16 protein-coding genes are annotated in these 22,775 nt (G+C 67.9%); 9 read left to right on the top strand and 7 right to left on the bottom strand.

What is annotated here, in order from left to right; genetic code table 11:
• Nucleotides 1-19: 19 nt before the first annotated feature.
• Genes MARPU_RS06500 through ccmI form a run of 3 tightly spaced genes read left to right on the top strand, consistent with a single transcriptional unit; the run spans nt 20 to nt 2,352 of the window.
• Nucleotides 20-565 carry a DsbE family thiol:disulfide interchange protein gene (locus MARPU_RS06500; RefSeq protein ID WP_005221016.1) on the top strand — a complete coding sequence of 182 codons (546 nt, stop codon included), beginning with the start codon at nt 20-22 and terminating at the stop codon, nt 563-565.
• Nucleotides 562-1,056 carry a cytochrome c-type biogenesis protein gene (locus MARPU_RS06495; RefSeq protein ID WP_005221015.1) on the top strand — a complete coding sequence of 165 codons (495 nt, stop codon included), beginning with the start codon at nt 562-564 and terminating at the stop codon, nt 1,054-1,056. Before MARPU_RS06500 ends, MARPU_RS06495 begins: the two co-directional genes overlap by 4 nt.
• A gap of 6 nt (nt 1,057-1,062) precedes the next feature.
• A complete protein-coding gene (gene ccmI / locus MARPU_RS06490; protein ID WP_005221014.1) occupies nt 1,063-2,352 on the top strand; it encodes a c-type cytochrome biogenesis protein CcmI in 1,290 nt (429 codons plus the stop codon).
• A 47-nt stretch (nt 2,353-2,399) separates the two neighbouring features.
• Here the strand turns inward: ccmI and MARPU_RS06485 are convergent, their stop codons facing one another.
• A complete protein-coding gene (locus MARPU_RS06485; RefSeq protein ID WP_005221013.1) occupies nt 2,400-2,879 on the bottom strand; it encodes a YbhB/YbcL family Raf kinase inhibitor-like protein in 480 nt (159 codons plus the stop codon).
• 382 nt (nt 2,880-3,261) lie between these two features.
• Here MARPU_RS06485 and fusA point away from each other — a divergent pair, with 382 nt between their 5' ends.
• Nucleotides 3,262-5,310: an elongation factor G gene (fusA, locus tag MARPU_RS06480; RefSeq protein ID WP_005221012.1), complete on the top strand. Its 2,049-nt coding sequence runs from the start codon at nt 3,262-3,264 to the stop codon at nt 5,308-5,310.
• On the opposite strand, the gene MARPU_RS06475 is transcribed toward fusA, so the two are convergent.
• Nucleotides 5,307-6,872 carry a GAF domain-containing protein gene (locus MARPU_RS06475; RefSeq protein ID WP_005221011.1) on the bottom strand — a complete coding sequence of 522 codons (1,566 nt, stop codon included), beginning with the start codon at nt 6,870-6,872 and terminating at the stop codon, nt 5,307-5,309. The two genes, fusA and MARPU_RS06475, sit on opposite strands and share 4 nt — an antisense overlap.
• 93 nt (nt 6,873-6,965) lie before the next feature.
• On the opposite strand from MARPU_RS06475, the gene MARPU_RS16590 reads away from it, so the two are divergent.
• From MARPU_RS16590 to lpdA, 4 genes are all read left to right on the top strand, one after another.
• Complete coding sequence (locus tag MARPU_RS16590) at nt 6,966-7,625, top strand: biliverdin-producing heme oxygenase (RefSeq protein WP_005221010.1); 660 nt, start codon at nt 6,966-6,968, stop codon at nt 7,623-7,625.
• Nucleotides 7,626-7,752: 127 nt separating this feature from the next.
• Nucleotides 7,753-10,407 (top strand): pyruvate dehydrogenase (acetyl-transferring), homodimeric type, encoded by a 2,655-nt coding sequence (gene aceE, locus MARPU_RS06465; RefSeq protein WP_005221009.1) that lies wholly within the window; start codon nt 7,753-7,755, stop codon nt 10,405-10,407.
• 30 nt (nt 10,408-10,437) lie between these two features.
• Nucleotides 10,438-12,129 (top strand): dihydrolipoyllysine-residue acetyltransferase, encoded by a 1,692-nt coding sequence (aceF, locus tag MARPU_RS06460; RefSeq protein WP_005221008.1) that lies wholly within the window; start codon nt 10,438-10,440, stop codon nt 12,127-12,129.
• 114 nt (nt 12,130-12,243) lie between these two features.
• Nucleotides 12,244-13,935, top strand: a complete 1,692-nt coding sequence (gene lpdA, locus MARPU_RS06455) for a dihydrolipoyl dehydrogenase (protein WP_005221007.1) — start codon at nt 12,244-12,246, stop codon at nt 13,933-13,935.
• A gap of 237 nt (nt 13,936-14,172) precedes the next feature.
• On the opposite strand, the gene MARPU_RS16585 is transcribed toward lpdA, so the two are convergent.
• Entirely contained in the window at nt 14,173-15,525 is a 1,353-nt protein-coding gene (locus MARPU_RS16585) for a hypothetical protein (RefSeq protein ID WP_025275157.1), read from the bottom strand.
• Nucleotides 15,526-15,891: 366 nt separating this feature from the next.
• On the opposite strand from MARPU_RS16585, the gene ppsA reads away from it, so the two are divergent.
• The gene (gene ppsA / locus MARPU_RS06445) at nt 15,892-18,267 is read left to right on the top strand and encodes a phosphoenolpyruvate synthase (RefSeq protein WP_005220995.1); all 2,376 of its coding nucleotides are present in this window, start codon (nt 15,892-15,894) and stop codon (nt 18,265-18,267) included.
• Between the two features lie 81 nt (nt 18,268-18,348).
• Here ppsA and MARPU_RS06440 read toward each other — a convergent pair whose 3' ends face one another.
• From MARPU_RS06440 to MARPU_RS06425, 4 genes are all read right to left on the bottom strand, one after another.
• Nucleotides 18,349-19,506, bottom strand: coding sequence for an AI-2E family transporter (locus MARPU_RS06440; RefSeq protein ID WP_005220993.1), 1,158 nt, complete (start codon nt 19,504-19,506; stop codon nt 18,349-18,351).
• A gap of 300 nt (nt 19,507-19,806) precedes the next feature.
• Nucleotides 19,807-21,210, bottom strand: coding sequence for an NAD(P)(+) transhydrogenase (Re/Si-specific) subunit beta (locus MARPU_RS06435; RefSeq protein WP_005220992.1), 1,404 nt, complete (start codon nt 21,208-21,210; stop codon nt 19,807-19,809).
• 13 nt (nt 21,211-21,223) lie between these two features.
• Nucleotides 21,224-21,520 (bottom strand): proton-translocating transhydrogenase family protein, encoded by a 297-nt coding sequence (locus tag MARPU_RS06430; RefSeq protein ID WP_005220991.1) that lies wholly within the window; start codon nt 21,518-21,520, stop codon nt 21,224-21,226.
• A 44-nt stretch (nt 21,521-21,564) separates the two neighbouring features.
• Nucleotides 21,565-22,659, bottom strand: a complete 1,095-nt coding sequence (locus MARPU_RS06425; RefSeq protein ID WP_005220990.1) for a Re/Si-specific NAD(P)(+) transhydrogenase subunit alpha — start codon at nt 22,657-22,659, stop codon at nt 21,565-21,567.
• Between the last annotated feature and the right edge of the window lie 116 nt (nt 22,660-22,775).

The raw sequence follows: 22,775 nt of genomic DNA, 5'->3' as shown, positions 1-22,775 counted from the left end.
AGACCCGCAAGGTATGCAGATGAAAGGTTCAAAAACCCGCGCACTGATCCCGCTGGGGATCTTCCTGGTCCTCGCCGCACTGCTCTTCTACGGGCTGCAACTCGACCCGCGCAAGGTCCCCTCGCCACTGGTGGGCAAGCCCGCGCCCGAGTTCGACCTGCCCTCGCTGAAGGACCCGCAGCAGCGACTCGATCGCGAGTTGCTGCTCGGCGAGGTCTCGCTGGTCAACGTCTGGGCCTCGTGGTGTCCGTCCTGCCGACAGGAGCACGCCGAGCTGCTGCGTATCGCCCGCGAGCACGGCGTCCGCGTGATCGGCTTCAACTGGAAGGACGACCGCGCCAGCGCGCTGCTGATGCTGCGCCAGTACGGCAACCCCTATACCGTCTCGCTCTATGACCCGAACAACGAGGCCGGCATCGACTGGGGCGTCTACGGCGCCCCGGAGACCTTCGTGGTCGACCCCGAGGGCATCATCCGTCACAAGGAGATCGGTCCCATCACCCCCGAGGTGTGGGAGGAGAAGGTCCGTCCGATCGTCGAGCAGTATCGCGCGAGGAACTCATGAAGCGTCGTCACCACCATCCACTGCTCGCCGGGATGGCACTCGCCGGCGCCCTGCTCGCCGGCGCCGCCCAGAGCTACACTCTCGAGGAGTTCACCTTCGAGGACCCGAACCAGTTCGAGGACTTCCGCGACCTGATCGGCGAGCTGCGCTGTCTGGTCTGCCAGAACGAATCGCTCGCCGGCTCCCAGGCCGGGGTCGCCCAGGACCTGCGCGAGGAGGTCTACGCGATGATGCGCGAGGGTCAGAGTCGTGAGGAGGTCGTCGACTTCCTGGTCGCCCGCTACGGCGACTTCGTGCTCTACGATCCGCCGATCAAGCCCTCGACCTATATCCTCTGGTTCGGTCCCTTCGTGCTGGTCGGCGGCGCCGGGCTGCTGCTGTGGCGCGCGATCAGGCGCAAGAAAGCCGAACCCGAACAGGACCTCACCGCGGACGAACGCGCCCGACTCCAGCAACTGATCGCCTCGCGCGACGACGAGCAACGAGACTAGCGCCCCATGATCATCTTCTGGATACTCGTCGCCGGGCTGATCGGCCTGGCCTTCCTCTTCGTCGTCATGCCGCTGCTGCGTCCAACCCCGGAGCAACACGAGCCCGCCCAGGACGCGCTCAACCTCGAAGTCTTCGGCCAGCGGTTGCAGGAACTCGACGCCGACCTCGAGTCCGGCTATCTCGACCGTGCCCGCTACGATGCCGCGCGTCACGACCTCGAGCGTGACCTGCTCCACGACGTCGACGGCAGTCAGCCGGTCGACGCGCACGGCGCCTCGCGGCTCGGACGCTGGACACTGGCACTGCTGCTTGCGCTGGCGCTCCCCGGCACCGCCACCCTGCTCTATCTGCAGCTTGGCGAACCGACGGTGATCGAGCGCATGGAACTGGCCGCGCGCGGTCTGCCCGCCGAGGACCAGGGCACCGATCAGTCGATGGAGGTGCTGGTACAGCGCCTGGCCAAGCGCCTTGAGGACAACCCCGACGACGTCGAGGGCTGGCTGATGATGGGGCGGACCTACTTCGCCCTGAAGCGCCCGGAGGACGGACTCGAGGCGGTGGCCAGCGCCTACCGGCTCGCCCCCGAGCGGCTCGACGTAATGCTCGCCTATGCCGAGGCGATCGCTGCCAACCGCCCCGATCGCAGCCTCGAGGGCAAGCCCGCCGAGCTGGTGCGCGCGGCGCTCGAACTCGACTCGCAGAACGTCAACGCCCGCTGGCTGGCCGGATTGATGGCCTTCCAGCACGGCCAGTTCCAGGCCGCTGCGGTCGCCTGGCAGAAGATCCTCGACGAGTTCGAGCCCGGCAGCCAGGAGGCCGCCGAGCTGCAGGAGATGGTCGACGAGGCACGCCGCCGTGCCGGCATCGCCGCAGCCAAGGCCGCGACCGAGGAGCCGATCGCTGTCCCGGTCGAGGGGTCGAGCGATGAGTCAACGGAGGCCGTCGGCGCCGAACGCATCGAGGTGAGCGTGAGCCTGAACCCGGCGCTAGCCGCCGAGGTCGCCCCCGAGGACACGGTGTTCGTGTTCGCCCGCGCCACCTCCGGCCCGGCGATGCCGCTGGCCGCCCAACGGTTGCAGGCCGGATCGCTGCCGGCCACGCTCGCCCTCGACGACAGCATGGCGATGGCCCCGGGAATGCAGCTCTCGGCCTATGCCGAGATCCAGATCACCGCGCGGGTCTCGCGCAGCGGCGAGGCGGCACCGCAGCCAGGTGATCTCGAGGGTCAGAGCGAAACGATCGACACCCGCGAGACCACTGTCACCGCTGTGATCATCGACCGCACTCTCCCCTGATCCGATATCGCGTGGGTATCGGCGCGCGGCATCCGCCGCGCGCCATCTCACTCCTCGCCGTAGACCCCGACCAATACCGCACGGGCGAGGATGTGCTCTTCCATCGCCAGCAGCAGCCGATCCTTGGTCGGCGTCCCCAACTCCTCGGGCAGACGGGTATCGAGGGCATAGAGGCGATGGAAGTAACGATGACGACCGACCGGTGGACAGGGCCCGCCGTAACCGGTCCGTCCCCAGCTGTTGAGCCCCTGTCCAACCCCCGCCGGGAGGCCGACCGTCGGATCCACCCCCTCAAGCAGCTCGCAGCACGTCGGCGGCAGATTGAAAAGCACCCAGTGGTCCCATACCATCCTTGGCGCCGCCGGATCGGGCGCGTCCGGGTCGTCGACGATCAGCACCAGGCTCTGTGTCCCCTCGGGTAGACCGGACCAGCACAGTGGCGGAGATCGGTCCTCGCCATGACACGTCAAACGCGCCGGGATCTCGCTGCCATCGATGAAGGCGGCGGATTTGAGAACGAGTTCCATAGCGACTCTCCGGTTCTGTGCTAGCCTTCTCGCTCAAGAATCGAGGCGAGAAACGTTTCGTTCATCGCCTTGATTATCGTCCATTCGACGGAATGGTCCATGGCACCAGGACGGTGACTCCATCCATCGGTCTGGCGCCACAGCATCGAGGGAATCCGCCCTCAAGTGATGCGGATCCCTGACAGACTGTGCGTCCTTCGGCGGCCGATCGGCCGCCTCTTTTTATCCACTCCCTCCCGATTGATCTGGCGCACCCCGCGCCGCGATTCAATCCCACCCCGCCGATCCCCCGGGGATTGCCATCTATACTCCTTGTCATGACACCATTGCTGCGACGCGATCCCGCGCCCCTGCAACGTCCTGCACAACGACGGGAGCAACGATGTCCGACCACAATGCTGATGACGTCCGCAATATCGCCCTGATCGGTCATGCCGGTGCCGGCAAGACCTCGCTGGCCGAGGCACTGCTTGCAGCGACCGGTGCCATCCCCGCCACCACGACCGCCGAGCGCGGACCCGCGGTCTGCGACCAGGACCCACGCGAACAGGCGCTCGGACACTCGATCGATGCGGCCATCGTCGGGTTCACCATCGAGACGCGCCGGGTCAACCTGATCGACACCCCAGGGCTGCCCGACCTGCTCGGTCGCAGCCTGGCGGTACTGCCCGCGGTCGAGACCGCCGCCCTGGTGATCAACGCCCAGGCCGGGATCGAGCCGATGACCGCACGCCTGATGAAGATGCTCGACGGTCGTGGGCTCTGCCGGATGATCATCGTCAACCAGATCGACGCACCCGATCTCGATCTCGGCGCACTGACCGAACAAGTCCGCGACGCCTTCGGTCCCGCCTGTCTGCCGATCAACCTGCCGACCGGAGGCGGTGAACAGGTCGCCGACTGCTTCTTCGCACCCGGGGAGATCACCACCGACTTCTCCTCGCTGACCGAAGCCCACGAGCAGATCGTCGACCAGGTGGTCGAACTCGACGAGGCGCTGATGGAGACCTATCTCGAACAGGGTCAGACCCTCGCGCCCGAGCAGCTCCACGACCCCTTTGAAGCGGCACTGCGCGACACCCACCTGATCCCGATCTGCTTCGTCTCGGCACGTACCGGAGCGGGCATCCCCGAGCTGCTCGAGGTGATCGCCCGACTGATGCCCAACCCCGCCGAGGGCAACCCGCCGGCCTTCCTCAAGGGCGAGGGCGAGCGCGCCGAGCCGGTCGCCGTCAGCCCCGACCCCGGGCGTCACGCCATCGCCCATGTGTTCAAGGTGCTCAACGACCCCTACCGCGGTCGCCTCGGCATCTTCCGCATCCACCAGGGACGCATCACCCCGACCAGCGCGTTGTTCGTCGGTGACGCACGCAAGCCGTTCAAGGTCACCCATCTCTACCGGCTACAGGGCAGAGAGTTGATCGAGGTCGAGGACGGGGTGCCCGGTGACATCCTCGCCGTCTCCCGGGTCGACGAGGTCCATCTCGACGCCGTGCTGCACGACTCGCACGACGAGGATCACTTCCACCTCGCCCGTACCGACTACCCGATCCCGCTCCACGGGCTGGCGATCACCCCGAGTCGTCGCGGCGACGAGCAGAAGCTCACCGAGGCGCTGCATAAGCTCCAGGACGAGGACCCCTGCTTCAAGGTCGATCACCATGCCGCGACCAACGAGACGGTGATCCGCGGACTCGGCGCTTTCCACCTCAAGCTGCTGATCGAGCGCCTCGCCGACCAGTTCCACGTCGAGGTCGATACCCGACCACCGCGCATCCCCTATCGCGAGACCATCACCACCCCCGCCGAGGGACACTATCGGCACAAGAAGCAGACCGGTGGTGCCGGTCAGTTCGGCGAGGTCTACCTGCGCATCGAGCCGACCCCGCGCGGCACGGGGTTCCGCTTCGTCGACGCGGTGGTGGGCGGCGCCATCCCCGGCAACTTCATCCCCTCGATCGAGAAGGGGGTACGCCAGGTCCTCGACGAAGGGGTGATCGCCGGCTATCCGCTGCAGGACATCCAGGTCACCGTCTATGACGGCAAGTCGCACAGCGTCGACTCCAAGGAGATCGCCTTCGTCACCGCCGCGCGCAAGGCCTTCGTCGCCGCCGTCGAGCAGGCCCGTCCGGCGATCCTCGAACCCATCGTGCACATCCGCATCAGCGCCCAGGAGCAAGCGATGGGCGATCTCGCCGGCGATCTCGCGGGACGACGCGGTCGCATCAGCGGCAGCGAGACCAGGTCCCAGGGACGGGTGGTGATCGAGGGCGAGGTCCCGCTGGCCGAACTCGAGGGCTATGAGTCACGGCTCAAGGCGATCACCGGTGGCGAGGGGGTCTACAGCATCGAGTTCAGCCACTACGAGCCGGTCGGTGCGGCGATCCAGCGACAGCTGGTCGAGGCACACCATCAGGAAGATCGAACCTAGCCCGTCCCGGGCGCTCCGAGCAAGTCGGCGTTGATGGCATGGAGGATCAGCCCACGGAACTTCTTCGCCCGCAACAGCTCGCGCTCGCCCCAGGGCTCGGCCTGCCCGGAGGTGATCTCGACCCAACGCGCGAACGAGGCGCGTGGCGAGAGGTCGCCAGCGCTCGAGCGCACCAGCGCGTCCTTGCGTGGATCCCCCGCCCAGTGCACCTCCCGCGGCTGCTCCGGACGCCACCACAGGAAGGTGCGCGAACTCGGCGCACCGGCGCGCTCGACCCGTACCGCAAGCAATCCGCTGCCGCACTCGCGCCACTCCCGCGCCGGCGGATAATGTTCGGCGAGCGCCGCGGTGGCGAACACCGTCGGCGTCTCACCCGCCTCCAGCCAGCGACACAGCGCGATGAGCGCGGTGCACGGCGGTGTCTGACCGAAGGTCGTGCACCGCTCGCCGTCGACCAACGCGGCACCGCTCGCGCCGACGAGCGCCAGCAACTGCCCGGCAAGTGAGTCCTCCCCCTGCGTCGCCACCGATTCGATGTTGCCGCCACTGCCGAGCCGCTCGACCAGCGCGGCGATCTCGCGATCGCTCTCGCTGACATCCAGCAACCGACGGGTGCTCTGGTAGCCGTAGATGGCCAGAGTGAAGGCGCGCGCCATCTCGGCGCAGCGCGCGCGCAACGCTGGCGCCAGCTGCACGGGCTGGTCGTGGTGGCAGGCGATCAGCCCCCACAGCCGCCCGCAGACGACCAGCGAGAAAGAGAGCGAGGCCGTCACCCCCATGTTGTGCAGATAGGCCAGATGGACCGGCGAGACGGCGCGCAGCTCGGACAGAGTCAGGTCGGCGAGTGTCCCCTCGGGGTCGGCGAGCAACGGCACCGGTCGCGCCGCGATGTCGGGAATCTGGCGATGGGGGTTGAGCAGATACAGACGACGAGCGATCTGCGGGATGTCCGAGGCCGGGTAGCGCAATCCGAGATAGGGCTCGAGCCCCTCGCGCAGACTCTCGGCGACGACCTCGCCACAGTCGTCATCACGAAAACGATAGAGCATCACCCGCGAGAAGCCGCTGATGTGGCGCAGCGTATCGACCAGAAACTGGCACTGCCGCGACCAGTCCCGTGCACTGTAGGGCATGCGATAGAGCTGGTGGGGCACGGGGCGATAGGCCGCGTGACGCTCGGCCGGCGCGAGCGCCGGCTCGAACTCCAGCAGCCAAGTCTCGGCGCTGCAAGAGAGCAAGGCATCGAGCGCGCCCCGTGGCCCGCGACAGAGGTCTGGATAGAGGCGCTTGTCGCTGCTCGGGCGCAGCCACGCCTCGTCGTCGGTCTCGGCGGGAGACTCGGACGGTGGCGGAAAGTCGGGGAGCAGCGTGGTCAATGGCCGACCGAGCACCGCTTGCGGCTTCTCGCCGAGCCAGTCCGCCAGATTGGCGCTAGCGAAACGGATCCGCGCATCGCCGGGACGACCGCCCAGCAACGCCCCGCAGGGCTGGATCGACTGCGCACGCTGCAGCTGCTCGCGCTCGCACTCGGCGATGAACCCCTGTGTCGCCAGCTCACTCATCTCTCCGACCCTCTCGACCGATCATGTCCAGCCATCGACGCGCAGGGCCAATGCTACACTGCTTGTGCCCTCATGGAGCAGGAGCGCGCCGCAATGAGCCAAGCCCCACGACCGATATCGTCGCCTCCCGCCGCCAGTCTGGCGGCAGCCCTGCGTCAGGCCACCGCCGCCGCGCACCGCACCATTGAGGCGCTGCCGCTGTCCAGACGCCTCCTCGCCCCGGACCTGACCCTGGACGAGTACCACGACTATCTCGATCGTCTGACACGACTCCACCAGGTCCTCGAACCCCATCTCACGACGATCGTGCCGAGCGCGCTGCGACAACGCCTCGGGGTCCGTCCGCGACTCGCGGCACTGCGCGACGATCTTGCCCGCCTCGGCGCCAAACCCGCCGCCTCGCACCACATCGCACCCGCACGACTGTGTGCCGAACAACGGCCCGACTGCGGTGTCGGGGCATTCTATGTCCTCGAGGGTTCGACACTCGGCGGACACCTCATCGCTCGCCGTCTGCGCGCGCGCTTCGGCGCACACTTCACCGCCACCGGTGCACTCGACCCGTACGGCACCGAAGTCGGGGCGCACTGGCGAGCGTTCACCCTCGCGCTCGACGCACTCGAACACGAGGGTCGGGTCGCCCGCTCGCTGGTACTGCATGGCGCCATGACCACTTTCGGCGACATCGAGCGCACGCTATCCCTCGCGACCCTTGATATGGGGCGAGCACGGGCGCAGGCAAGGAAGGGATAAGACAGAACAATCGATCAGCGATCATTAATATTAAGAAAATGGATCTTTAGTATTTAATTTTCACAAAAGGTCAGTATACTGCGACCCTGCTCGTGCGATTGCATTGGACCTTCTTCCGGGAACCGTCATGACCAAGCAGCCCGATATCGACCCCCAGGAAACCCAGGAATGGCTCGACGCGCTCGATGCCGTGTTCGAGAACGAAGGGGTCGACCGCGCCCACTTCCTGCTCGAGCGGCTGATCGACAAGGCGCGCCGCTCCGGGGCCTACCAGCCCTACAGCGCCAACACCGCCTATCTCAACACCATCCCCGTCCACCAGGAGCAACGCTTCCCCGGCGACTTGGCGATGGAGCGACGCATCCGTTCCTTCGTGCGCTGGAACGCGATGGCGATGGTGATCCAGGCCAACCGGCTGTCGACCGAACTCGGTGGCCACATCGCCAGCTTCGCCTCCTCGGCCACCCTGCTCGATGTCGCCTACAACCACTTCCTGCGCGCGCGCGGCGAGCAGCACGGCGGTGACCTGGTGTTCCTGCAGGGACACTCGGCCCCGGGCATCTATGCCCGCGCCTATCTGGAGGGACGGATCAGCGAGGAACAGCTCTACAACTTCCGCCAGGAGGTCGACGGCAACGGCCTACCCTCCTACCCCCACCCCTGGCTGATGCCCGAGTTCTGGCAGTTCCCCACCGTATCGATGGGGCTGGGTCCGCTGATGGCCATCTACCAGGCGCGCTTCATGCGCTATCTCGACCATCGAGGACTGATCGACAGCGCCGATCGCAGGGTCTGGGCCTTCCTCGGCGACGGCGAGATGGACGAACCCGAGTCGCTCGGCGCGATCTCGCTGGCCGCGCGCGAGCGCCTCGACAACCTGGTGTTCGTGGTCAACTGCAACCTGCAGCGCCTCGACGGCCCGGTGCGCGGCAACGCCAAGATCATCCAGGAACTGGAGGCGGTGTTCCGTGGCGCCGGGTGGAACGTCATCAAGGTGGTCTGGGGGCGTTACTGGGACCCGTTGTTCGCCCGCGACAAGCAGGGCCTGCTGCTCAAGCGCATGGAAGAATGCGTCGACGGCGACTATCAGGCCTACAAGGCCAAGGGTGGCGCCTATACCCGCGAGCACTTCTTCGGCAAGTACCCGGAGCTGCGCGAACTGGTCGCCAACATGACCGACGAGGACATCTGGCGGCTCAATCGCGGCGGACACGACCCGATCAAGGTCTACAACGCCTATCTCGCCGCGACCACGGCGAACGGCAAGCCCACCGTGATCCTCGCCAAGACGGTCAAGGGCTACGGCATGGGCGTGGCCGGCGAGGGCATGAACATCACCCACTCGCAGAAGAAGATGGGCGAGGTCGCGCTCAAGGCCTTCCGCGACCGCTTCAACATCCCCATCTCCGACGACCAGATCGGCGCCGCACCCTTCTACAAACCCGCCGACGACAGCCCTGAGATGGCCTATCTGCGCGAGCGCGAGGCCGAGCGCGGCGGCCACCTGCCGGCGCGCAAGGTCGAGGCGCCGGCGCTCGAGATCCCGCCGCTGGCGCGCTTCGAGTCGCTGCTGCAGGGCAGTGGCGAGAAGGAGATGTCGACCACCATGGCCTTCGTGCGGCTGCTCAACCTGATCATCCGCGACCCCGGGATCGGCCGCTACGTCGTCCCCATCGTCCCCGACGAGGCGCGCACCTTCGGCATGGAGGGGATGTTCCGCCAGCTCGGCATCTACTCCTCGCAGGGGCAGCTCTACGAGCCGGTCGACGCCGATCAGGTGATGTTCTACCGCGAGGACAAGCAGGGGCAGATCCTCCAGGAGGGGATCAACGAGGCCGGCGCCATGTCCTCCTGGATCGCCGCGGCCACGGCCTACGCCAACCACGGCCAGAGCATGATCCCCTTCTACATCTACTACTCGATGTTCGGCTTCCAGCGCATCGGCGATCTGGCCTGGGCCGCCGGCGACATGCGCGCGCGCGGCTTCCTCATCGGCGGCACCGCCGGGCGCACCACCCTCGCCGGCGAGGGGCTGCAGCACCAGGACGGTCACAGCCCGGTGCTCGCCGCCACCCTCCCCAACTGCATCACCTACGACCCCGCCTACGCCTACGAGCTGGCGGTGATCGTGCAGGACGGCATGCGGCGGATGTACCAGGCGCAGGAGGACCGCTTCTACTACATCACCGCGATGAACGAGAACTACGTCCAGCCGCCGATGCCCGAGGGCGCCGAGACCGGCATCCTCAAGGGGCTGCATCGCGTCCATGTCGCCGAGCAGGGCGCGCACCGCGTGCAGTTGCTCGGCGCCGGCGCCATCCTCCGCGAGACCCTCGCCGCCGCCGAGCTGCTGGCGCGCGACTTCGACATCGCCGCCGACGTGTGGAGCGTGACCAGCTTCAACGAACTGCGCCGCGACGGCATCGACGCCGAGCGCTGGAACCGACTCCACCCCGAGCAGCCCCCGCGCACCAGCTATGTCGAGACCCAGCTCGCCGCCACCGAGGGACCGGTGATCGCCGCCACCGACTATATCCGCGCCTATGCCGAGCAGATCCGCCCGCACGTCCCGCGCGCCTATGTCACCCTCGGCACCGACGGCTTCGGGCGCAGCGATACCCGCAGCCAGCTGCGCCGCTTCTTCGAGGTCAATCGCCACTATGTCGTGCTGGCCGCGCTCAAGGCCCTCGCCGACGCCGGCACCCTCCCGGCGGCGCGGGTCAGCGAGGCGATCGAGCGCTATCGCATCGACCCGGAGAAGCCCAACCCGACGACGGTCTGAGACCGCCCGTACAGCATTGGAGGACATCGAGTGGCCACCGTCGAAGACATCCTGCTACCCGACATCGGGGACTTCACCGACGTCGAGATCATCGAGATCCTGGTCGCCCCCGGCGACCGCATCGAGGCGGAGCAATCCATCCTCACCCTGGAGAGCGACAAGGCGACGATCGAGATCCCGGCGCCACGCGCCGGGGTGGTCGAGCGCGTCGAGGTCGCCGTCGGCGATCGGGTGAGCATGGGCGCCCCGTTGCTCAGCATCCGCCCGACCGACACCCCGGCGCAGACACCCAGTGCCGCGCCGCAGCCTGCGCGCGAGGCGGCACCACCGCCCGCGCCCGCGCCGGAAACTGTGCCAGCGACACGAGAGCCGACCACGAGCACGCCCCTCACCGCGACGGCGACCGAAGACACCGCGGTGCTGCTGCCCGACATCGGCGACTTCTCCGAGATCCCGGTGATCGAAGTGCTGGTCGCGCCCGGCGACCGCGTCGAGGCGGAGCAATCCATCCTCACCCTGGAGAGCGACAAGGCGACCATGGAGATCCCCGCCCCCGCCGCTGGGGTGGTCAGCGAGCTGGCGGTCGTCGTCGGCGATACCCTCAACACCGGCGACCTGATCCTGATGCTGCGCGCCGATGCCCCCGCCGAGACCGACGCGCCCGCGACGCCCGAGCCGACGCGGCCGAACACCGACAACACGCCACCAGCCGCGCCCACCACCGCGCCGCAGCCGGGCGAGACGGCGCCGCGCAAGGCCCCGGTGCTGCCACGCCCGGAGGACGTCGCCGCAATCGCCCGAGGGCGCAAGGCCCACGCCAGCCCGGCGGTACGGCGCTTTGCCCGCGAACTCGGCGTCGATCTCGACGTGGTCAAGGGCTCTGGCCCCAAGGGGCGTGTGCTCAAGGATGACGTACGCGCCTTCGTCAAGCGCAGCCTCACCACCGTCGAGCCGTCCAGTCACTCCGCCGCCTCGCCGGCGACGACCGCCACGACGCCAGCGCCGACGATCGACCACGGCCGATTCGGCCCCGTCGAGCGGGTCGAACTCGGACGCATCCGCAGGATCAGCGCGCGCCACCTGCACCAGAGCTGGACCGGCATCCCCCATGTCACCCAGTTCGACGAGGCCGACATCACCGAACTCGAGGCCTTCCGCGCCGCCCACAAGACCGACCCCGACGACGCCTCGGTCAGGCTCACCCTGATCCCCTTCCTGCTCAAGGCGGTGGCCACCGCGCTGACCCGGATGCCGCTGCTCAAGGCCTCGCTCGATGCCGACGGCGAGCATCTCATCCACAAGCACTACACCCATATCGGCGTGGCTGTCGACACCCCCAACGGGCTGATGGTGCCGGTGGTGCGCGACGTCGATCGCAAGGGGCTGCGCACCCTCGCCGGCGAGCTGGCCGATCTCGGCGCACGCGCCCACACCCAACGCCTGCGCCCCGACGAGATGCAGGGCGGCTGCTTCACCATCTCCAGCCTCGGCGGCATCGGCGGCACCGCCTTCACCCCCATCGTCAACGCCCCGGAGGTGGCCATCCTCGGCGTCTCCCGCGCCGCCACCCGGCCGGTGTGGGACGGCGAGCGCTTCGTCCCCCGCCTGCTGCTGCCGCTCTCGCTCTCCTACGACCACCGGGTGGTCGACGGCGCCGATGCGGCCCGCTTCACCACCCTGCTCGGCGGGCTGCTCGGCGACATCCGCGAGTTGCTGCTGTGACCCCCTGATCCTCGGGGTCAGCCTTCGCCTGGCCCCCGGGATCGTATAGGATGAGGCGCCGAACCCGACCACCCATAGAGCGCCCATCGCGGCCCATCGAGAAGCAAGCACACTATGAGCGACACCATCAAGGTCACGGTCCCGGACATCGGGGATTTCAAGGACGTGGAGGTCATCGAGGTCCTGGTCGCCCCTGGCGACACGGTGCAGCAGGAGACCTCGCTGATCACCCTGGAGAGCGAGAAGGCCACCATGGAGATCCCCGCCCCCGCCGCCGGACGTGTCCAGGAGATCCATCTTGGCGTCGGTGACCGGGTCTCGCAGGGCGCCACCATCCTGACCCTGGCGCCGCTGGCGGCAGGCTCGGAGTCGGCTCCAGACACTACCACGGACCCCGCTGAACAGGTCACCGAGGTGGTGGTGCTGGGCGCCGGCCCCGGCGGCTACAGCGCCGCCTTCCGCGCCGCCGACCTGGGCAAGCGCGTCACCCTGATCGAGCGTCACGCAACCCTCGGCGGGGTCTGTCTCAACGTCGGCTGCATCCCCTCCAAGGCGCTGCTGCACACCGCCGCGATCATCGACGAGGCCAAGGAACTCGGCGCCATGGGCGTGACCTTCGCCGCCCCCGAGATCGATCTCGACAAGATGCGCGCCGGCAAGGACAAGGTGGTGGCCAAGCTCACCAGCGGACTGGCCGGCATGGCCAAGCAGCGCGGCGTCGAGGTCATCCAGGGCACGGGCCGGTTCAGCGGCCCCAACCGCATCGTCGTCGACACCGCCGAGGGCGAGCGGCGCGTGCGCTTCGATCACTGCATCATCGCCTGCGGCTCCTCGCCGATGACCATTCCCGGCTTCCCGCACGACGACCCGCGGGTGATGGACTCGACCGACGCGCTCGAGATCCGCGACATCCCCGAGCGCATGCTGATCGTCGGCGGCGGCATCATCGGGCTGGAGATGGCCACCGTCTACGCCGCGCTCGGCGCCGAGATCGACGTGGTCGAGCTGCAGTCGCAGCTGATGCCGGGGTGCGACGCCGATCTCGTGCGCAGCTTCGAGAAGGTCGCCAAGAAGCGCTATCGCAAGCTGATGCTCGAGACCAAGGTCGCGGCGATGACCGCCGCCGATGACGGCATCCAGGTCCGCTTCGAGGGCAAGCACGACGGCGAGGAGACCTACGACAAGGTGCTGGTCGCCGTCGGTCGCCGCCCCAATGGCGCGCTGATCGACGCCGAGACGGCGGGCGTCGAGGTCGACCGGCACGGCTTCATCAAGGTCGACCAGCACATGCGCACCAATGTGCCGCACATCCATGCCATCGGCGACGTGGTCGGCGGCCCGATGCTCGCCCACAAGGCCACCCACGAGGCCAAGGTCGCCGCCGAGGTGATCGCCGGCCAGCCGGCGCTGTTCGACCCGCTCACCATCCCTTCGGTGGCCTATACCGATCCCGAAGTCGCCTGGATGGGACTGACCGAGACCAAGGCCAAGGCCGAGGGTATCGCCTACGAGAAGGGCGTCTTCCCCTGGGCGGCGAGCGGCCGCGCGCTCGGCATCCATCGCACCGAGGGCATGACCAAGCTGCTGTTCGACCCCGAGACCAAGCGCATCCTCGGCGCCGGGATCGTCGGTCCCAACGCCGGTGAACTGATCGGCGAGGCGGTGCTCGCGCTCGAGATGGGCGCCGACATGGAGGACATCGCCCTCACCATCCACCCCCACCCGACGCTCAACGAAACCATCGGGCTGGCCGCCGAGATGGCGCACGGCTCGATCACCGATCTGCTGCCACCAAAGAAACGCTGAGCGAACATCGCCGACTCGTGGCGCACGCGCGTCACGAGTCATCGAGCCCGCGCGATAAGATCAGCGCGCGACTTTCGAGGGCCGAACGCGCGAACTGGGCAGCGATCCCGAAGACAAGGAACCAGAGTCGAGTCAAGAAGGGACGGCAGAAAGACACAGGGCCAAGGATCGAGGATCCTCGGCCCTGACAGGTCCGATGAGTCCGGAGCCCGAATCGCTCCAGACCCCACCAGACGATCAGTGCTGGTCGAAGTGGAGCCAGCTGGGCAGGATACCGAACGAGCGGCGAGCCGGTGCAGCAGGCGCAGCCTCTTCGGCAGCGGCCTCCTCGACCACGGCCTCTTCGGCAGCGGCCTCCTCGACCACGGCCTCTTCAGCAGCGACGTCCTCGGCCACGACCTCTTCGGCAGCGACTTCCTCAGTCACGGCCTCTTCGGCGACGGCCTCTTCGGCAGCGGCCTCTTCAGCGACGGCTTCCTCGGTCACGGCCTCTTCGGCAGCAGCCTCTTCAGCGACGGCTTCCTCGGTCACGGCCTCTTCGGCAGCAGCCTCTTCAGCGACGGCTTCCTCGGTCACGGCCTCTTCGGCAGCGGCCTCTTCAGCGACGGCTTCCTCGGCCACGACCTCTTCGGCAGCGACGTCCTCGGCCACGACCTCTTCGGCAGCGGCTTCCTCGGTCACGGCCTCTTCGGCGACGGCTTCCTCGGTCACGGCCTCTTCGGCGACGGCTTCCTGGGTCGCAGCCTGCGTCGGAGCGGCAGCACCGACACCATGCACCCAGGACGGGAAGATACCGGTCGATGCCGGCTCGACAGCCTCGGCCTCGGGCGCAACCTCTTCCACGACCTCCTCGACCACCACCTCAGGCTCAGCCTTGAAGAGCGGGGTCATGTGACGCATCCAGGGCGGGGTCGGCGCAGAGGTCAGGCGCGGTTTTGCAGGCGCTGCAGGAACAGCCTCCTCGGCGACGACGGCATCGGCCTCGGGTGCGGCCTCCTCGGCAACGGCTGCATCGGCCTCGGGTGCGGCCTCTTCGGCGACGGCTGCATCGGCCTCGGGCGCTGCCTCTTCGGCGACGGCTGCATCGGCCTCGGGTGCGGCCTCCTCGGCGACGGCTGCATCGGCCTCGGGTGCGGCCTCCTCGGCAACGGCTGCATCGGCCTCGGGCGCGGCCTCCTCGGCGACGGCTGCATCGGCCTCGGGCGCGGTCTCCTCGGCGACGGCTGCATCGGCCTCGGGCGCGGTCTCCTCGGCAACGGCTGCATCGGCCTCGGTGGCCTCGGCAACCGTGGTGTCGGTCTCACCCTCGGCGACAACGGTCTCGGCCTCGGGCGCGGCCTCTTCGGCGGCCACCGGCTCGGGCTCGGCGACCACGGCCGGTGCCGGCGGCGGGGTCAGCGAAACGGAACCGATCGGTGCGAGATTGTCGACGATCTGAGCCCGCGCGGGAGCGACCATCCGCGCGTCTTGGTTCTGCAGGACGGCAGCGTAGATACCACCACACACGATGGCGACGCCGACCCCCCAGACGAGCAACTTGCCGATATCAAACGACTCCACGGCTTCTGGCGTGTTCGCGCTCTCGTTCATCAAACTGATCCTCTAATCTAGCGTGCAGGATGTCATGGACGACAAAATGCGATGTCTACTTGCAACAGCTTGCCTAGGCTGCCTGAATAGACGCAATGGTTCAAGGGATAATGCCCTGCCCCACGGCCGGAGAAATCAGCGGGTACGCACCCCAAAGATTCAAAAAAACAATCCTTAATATTGCGCGAGCCGAAAGACGTTCGGCTCGACGATACGTTATATTCCTATGATTACCCATGGATGTCGTCCGACCCGGCCCGTAGCGCCTACGGACTGGCCCGGCGGGTCGAACGACGGCCCCGCGAACCAAGCCCCGGCCCCCGCTGCCGCAGGGCAACAGTCCCCAAGATCCGGAGAAAGAACACAATGACCGACTACGTCCGCTGGCTGAGCGACCTCGGGATGGCAGATGTGCCCATCGTCGGCGGCAAGAACGCGTCCCTGGGCGAGATGATCCAGAACCTGACCGATGTCGGTGTCCAGGTGCCGGGCGGATTCGCCACCACGGCAGATGCCTATCGCGAGTTCCTCGCCAAGGACGGGCTGGACGCACGCATCCGCGAGGCGCTCGACGCGCTCGACGTCGACGATGTCGCCGCCCTCGCCGAGGTCGGCCCGCGCATCCGCGGCTGGGTGATGGAGCAGCCCTTCCCAGAGGGGCTGGAGTCGGCCATCGACGCCGCCTACGCCAAACTGGTCGACGAAGCCGGCAGCGACGCGGTGTCCTGGGCGGTGCGTTCCTCGGCCACCGCCGAGGACCTGCCCGATGCCTCCTTTGCCGGACAGCAGGAGACCTTCCTCAACGTCCAGGGCCTCGACAGCATCAAGCACCGGATCAAGGAGGTGTTCGCCTCCCTGTTCAACGACCGCGCCATCTCCTACCGCGTCCACCAGGGCTTCGAGCACCACAACGTCGCGCTCTCGGCCGGCATCCAGCGTATGGTGCGCAGTGACCTCGCCGCCTCCGGCGTGATGTTCACCCTCGACACTGAGTCGGGCTTCCGCGACGCGGTCTTCGTCACCGCCAGCTATGGTCTCGGCGAGATGGTGGTGCAGGGCGCGGTCAACCCCGACGAGTTCTACGTCCACAAGCCGACGCTCGAGGCCGGTCGCCCGGCGATCCTGCGTCGCAGCGTCGGCGACAAGGCCGTGCGCATGGTCTACAGCGACGCCGGCAGCGACCAGCTGGTGCGCACCGAGCCGGTGCCCGAGGCCGACCAGCAGCGCTTCAGCATCAGCGATGCCGAGGTCGAGGCGCTGGCCAAGCAGGCGCTGCTGATCGAGCGCCACTACGGCCGCCCGATGGACATCGAGTGGGCGAAGGACGGCATCGACGGCCGTCTCTACGTCGTCCAGGCCCGTCCCGAGACGGTGCAGAGCCGCTCGGGCAACGTCATCGAGCGCTACACCCTGCAAGAGAAGGGCGAGGTGCTCACCACCGGACGCAGCATCGGCAACCGCATCGGCGCGGGTGCCGCCAAGATCGTCAACAGCATCGCCGACATGCACCGCGTCGAGCCCGGCGACGTGCTCATCACCGACATGACCGACCCCGACTGGGAGCCGGTGATGAAGCGTGCTGCGGCCATCGTCACCAACCGTGGCGGGCGCACCTGCCACGCCGCCATCATCGCCCGCGAGCTGGGCGTCCCGGCGGTAGTCGGCTGCAACAACGCCACCGAGGTGGTCAAGGACGGCCAGGCGGTGACCGTCAGCTGCGCCGAGGGCGACACCGGCTTCATCTACGACGGCAAGCTCGACTTCGAGCACAAGCGCATCGAACTCTCGGCGATGCCCGAAATCCCGGTCAAGATCATGATGAACGTCGGCAACCCCGACCGGGCCTTCGCCTTCTCCGCCACCCCCAACGCGGGTATCGGTCTGGCGCGGCTCGAGTTCATCATCAACAACATGATCGGCATCCACCCCAAGGCGCTGCTCGAGTACGACCAGCTGCCCGAGGAGCTGCGCGCCCAGATCGCCCCACGCATCGCCGCCTACGACAGCCCGCGTGAGTTCTACGTCGCCAAGCTCGCCGAGGGCATCTCCACCCTCGCCGCGGCCTTCGCCCCGCACTCGGTGATCGTGCGCATGTCGGACTTCAAGTCCAACGAATACGCCAACCTGATCGCCGGTCCGCGCTACGAGCCCGAGGAAGAGAACCCGATGATCGGTTTCCGTGGCGCCGGGCGCTACGTCGCCGATCACTTCCGCGAGTGCTTCGAGATGGAGTGCGAGGCGCTCAAGCGGGTGCGTGACGACATGGGTCTGACCAATGTCGAGATCATGATCCCGTTCGTGCGTACCCTCGGTCAGGCCAAGGCCGTCAGCGAAGCGCTCGCCGCCCAGGGCCTGGAGCGCGGCAAGAACGGGCTGCGTCTGATCATGATGTGCGAGCTGCCCTCCAACGCGGTGCTGGCCGACGAGTTCCTCGAGTACTTCGACGGCTTCTCGATCGGCTCCAACGACATGACTCAGCTCACCCTGGGACTCGATCGCGACTCCGGTCTGGTCGCCGACTACTTCGACGAGCGCGACCCGGCGGTGAAGAAGATGCTCGCCATGTCGATCGCCGCCTGCCGCGACAAGGGCAAGTACGTCGGCATCTGCGGCCAGGGCCCGTCGGACCACAAGGACTTCGCCGACTGGCTGCTCAAGCAGGGGATCAGCAGCATCTCGCTCAATCCCGACACCGTGATCGACACCTGGCTCTACCTGGCCGAGCAGGCCAAGACCCTCTGAGGTCGCCCCCGCACCGGCGCCGCGACGCCGGTCGCAACGAACCCCGGACCGCCACGGCGGCCGGGGTTTTTTCGTGCTCGCTCAGCGCCCTCCGGCGTCCTCCTGATCGCCACCCGCCGCATCCGGCACGCGCACGGGATCGGTCGACGGCTCCTCGATCAGGTCGATGCCCTCCAGCACCTCCTCGACATCGGGGAGCACCTCGGCGAACTCGACCCCGTACATCTCCCACACCGAGATGAACAGCGAGGCCACCACCGGGCCGATGAAGATCCCCGCCAGCCCGAACATGAAGATGCCGCCGAGGGTGCCGAAGAAGATCATCAGCTCGTGCATCTTGGTGTCCTTACCGACCAGCACCGGGCGCAGCAGGTTGTCGAGCGAGCCGACCACCAGGCCGCAGAACAGCCCCAGCGACACCCCGGTCACCACTTCGCCCTGCACCACCAGGATCGCCACCGCCGGCAACCACACCAGCGCCGCACCGACGTTGGGGATCACCGACAGCACCGCCATCACCGTGCCCCAGAACACCGCGTTGTCGATGCCGGCGACGGCAAAGGCGATGCCCGCGAGCGTCCCCTGCAACAAGCCGATCAGCAGCGAGCCCTTGAGCGTGGCGCGGGTCACCGAGGTGAACTTCTCCAGCATCAGGCGCTCATCGCTGGTCTTGAGCGGCAGATAGTAGAGGATGCGCTCGATCAGCTTGGGCCCGTCCATCTGCAGGAAGTACATGCTGTAGAGCAGCACGAAGGTCATGAAGACGAAGTTCGCCGTCCCCAGCGTCACCCCCGAGACCCACTCCACCAACAACTTGCTGAACGCCGTGGTCGCGGTGCCGAGCAGACCGAGAATCTGCTCCTCATAGACCATCAGTTGATCGTAGAAGGGCAGGCGATGCAGATGCGCGGTGAGCACGCCGGGGTCCTGCAGCGAGCCCTTGAACCACTCGCCGATGGCGTGGCTGACATCGAGCGCCTGCGCCAGCAGCACCCAGAACAGCACCCCGAGCGGGATCAGTACCACCACCGCCATGATCAACAGGGTCGTCATCGAGGCCAGATGACGCCGCCCGGAGAAGCGCGCCTGCAATCCCAGGAACAGCGGCCTGGCCAGCGCGCTGAACAGCCCGGCGAGGAACAGTGCCATCAGAAAGGGCTGGATCATCGTCAGGAACAGCGCCGAGATCCCCAGCACCAACAACAGCACCACGGTCTTGTTGACGTAATCTTGATTCATCTTCGCTCTCGTCTCGCAGTCGCCGCGCCAGGGCGTGCGACATCGAAGGGGGCGGGATCAACAGGATACGTGCCCTACCCGACCACGCACCCCGCCCCGTGAGCGCACAGCATAGCCGCTCGGAGTTAACGGATGCAGTCGAGGAGGTCCGCTCGGGGCGCCCGAGACGGACAAGACCGGAGCGGAGAGACACCAACACCTCGGTCGTCGAGCAGTGAGACGCGCCTGACGACAGGTCGATCCGAGCGTCCGAGCAGGGCACCCGACCCCGCACGGGATCCGGGCAGCCCTGCCGGGGGCTCAGTGCCCGCCGCCCTTGAGCGCGGCGTTGATCGCCTCGATGGTGTCCTTGGCGTCGCCGAAGATCAGCGAGGTGTTGTCCTGGTAGAAGAGCAGGTTGTCGACGCCGGAGTAGCCGGGGCGCATCGAGCGCTTGAGGAAGTAGACCTGGCGCGCGCGACCGGCCTCGAGGATCGGCATGCCGTAGATCGGGCTGGCGGCGTCCTCGCGCGCGGCGGGGTTGACCACGTCGTTGGCGCCGACCACCAGCACCACGTCGGTGCTGGGGAAGTCGGGGTTGATCTCGTCCATCTCCTGGACGTGGTCGTAGGGGATGTCCGCTTCGGCGAGCAGCACGTTCATGTGCCCCGGCATCCGCCCGGCGACCGGGTGGATGGCGAAGCGCACCTCCACCCCGCGCTCCTCGAGCTGCTGCATCAGCTCCTTGAGCGCGTGCTGGGCCTGGGCGACGGCCATGCCGTAGCCGGGCACCACGATCACCCGCGCGGCGTCCTCCATCCAGTAGACGGCGTCCTCGACCGCCGCCGACTTGACCCCGCGCTCGGCGGCCTGGGCGCCGGCGCTCTCGCCGCCGCCACTGCCGCTGCTGCCGAAACCGCCGAAGACGACGTTGAGGATCGAGCGGTTCATCGCCCGACACATGATGAAGGAGAGGATGGCGCCGGAGCAGCCGACCAGCGCGCCGACGATGATCAGCAGGTTGTTGTGCAGGGTGAAGCCGGTGGCCGCCGCCGCCCAGCCGGAGTAGCTGTTGAGCATCGAGATGATCACCGGCATGTCGGCGCCGCCGATGGGGATGATCAGGGTGAGACCGAGCAACAGCGCGAGCAGGGTCATCAGCACCAGCGAGAGCAGACTGCCGGTGAGCGCGAAGTGCACCGCCAGCGCCACCGTCGCCAGCGCGATCAGGGCGTTGAGCAGGTGCTGCCCGGCGAAGCGCACCGGGGCGCCGCCGATCAGCCCCTGAAGCTTGCCGAAGGCGATCACCGAGCCGGTGAAGGTGATCGCGCCGATCACCACCCCGGCCGAGATCTCGCTCATCAGCAGGGCGTCGAGCCCGCCGCTGGCGCGGCGCTCGAGGAAGGTGCCGATGCCGACCAGCACTGCGGCCATGCCGACGAAGCTGTGCAGCGCCGCGACCAACTGCGGCATCGCGGTCATCTGGATACGCACCGCGACCACCGCGCCGATCACCGCACCGATGGCGATACCGGCGATGATGAAGCCGTAGGACTGCACCTGAGCGCCGAGCAGGGTGGCGGCGATGGCGATCACCATGCCGAGCATGGCGTAGAGGTTGCCGCGTCGCGCGGTGGCCGGGTGGGTCAGCCCCTTGAGCCCGAGGATGAAGAGGACGGCCGCGGCGAGATAGGCCAGCGCCTGATGATTGACTGAAAGCTCCATCGAAATGCCGTCCCTATCGCTTCTTCTTGAACATGGAGAGCATGCGGTGCGTCACCAGGAAGCCGCCGAAGACGTTGATCGAGGCGAGCAGCACCGCAAGGAAACCGAGCAACTGGGTCAGCAGCCCGGCCTCGGGGTCACCGGCGACCAGCAGCGCGCCGATCAGCACGATGCCGGAGATGGCGTTGGTGAGCGCCACCAGCGGGGTGTGCAGCGAGGGGGTCACGCCCCACACCACCCAGTAGCCGATGAAGCAGGCGAGGATGAAGACATAGAGCGCGATGATGGTGGGATCGAGCAACTCGGGCATGAGTCTCTCCGTTGGCAATGGGTGGACGGATGGCGGGCGCGCGCTCAGTCGGCGCGCGCCACCATCGCGGCGGTGATCTCGTCGTCCGCCGGGGCCCTGAGCTGGGGTCCGGACGCCCCGGTCTCGATCATCAGCTCGAGCAGGTTGGCGAGGTTGCGCGCGTAGAAGGCGCTGGCGTCGGCGGCGAGCAGTGCCGGGTAGTTGGTCAGCCCGACCAGGGTGACGCCGTGACGCTCGACGACCTCGTCGGCGACGGTGAGCGGGCAGTTGCCGCCGCTGGCGGCGGCCAGGTCGACGATCACCGAACCGGGGCGCATGCGCTCGACCACCGCCTCCGGGATCAGCACCGGGGCCTGGCGGCAGGGGATCTGCGCGGTGGTGATGATCACCTGGGCGCGCGCCAGCTCGTCGGCGAGCGCGGCCTGCTGGCGGGCCTTGGCCTCGTCGGAGAGTTCGCGGGCATAGCCGCCCTCGCCGGCACCGCTCTCGCCGAGATCGAGTTCGATCGGGCGCGCACCGAGCGAGCGGATCTGTTCGTGGGTCTCGGGGCGCACGTCATAGGCGTGGACATCGGCGCCGAGCCGCCGTGCGGTGGCGATCGCCTGCAGCCCCGCGACCCCGGCACCGAGCACCACCACCCGCGCCGGCTTGGCCGAACCGGCCGAGGTCATCATCATCGGGAAGAAGCGCCCGTAGCGGCTCGCCGCCTCCAGGGTGGCGCGATAGCCGGCGATGCTGCTCTGCGAGGAGAGCGCGTCCATCGACTGCGCGCGCGAGGTGCGCGGCATCCGCTCCAGCGGGAAGAGCAGCAGCTCGCGCGCCTGCATCGCCGCCAGCAGCGCGTCCTCGCCGCAACTCTCCAGAAAACCGAGATAACGCGCGCCGCGGCGCATCAACTCGACCTCATCGGGCTCGGGGCGGCGCACCTTGAGTACCAGGTCGGCGTCGTAGACCGTCTCGCGCGCGCCCAGGCTCGCGCCGGCCTCGGCGTAGTCCGCATCGGGATAGCCGGCGCGCACACCGGCGCCCTCCTCAACCCAAACCTCCAGGCCCTTGGTCACCAGCTTGCGCACCACCTCCGGGGTCGAGGCCACACGGGCCTCGCCGGGACGGCGCTCCAGGGGAATGCCTATCTTCATTCGCGTCTGTCCCTTCTCGTCCTCGTCTCGACACTTGCATGGTCGTGCCTGCAAGTCATTATCAGGACCGCCCAACCAGGTCGCAACCGCACCGGGCAGCCGGCACGCGCGTCTCG

Source organism: Marichromatium purpuratum 984 (assembly GCF_000224005.2).
GTDB lineage: Bacteria > Pseudomonadota > Gammaproteobacteria > Chromatiales > Chromatiaceae > Marichromatium > Marichromatium purpuratum.
This window is presented reverse-complemented; position numbering and strand designations above follow the sequence as displayed.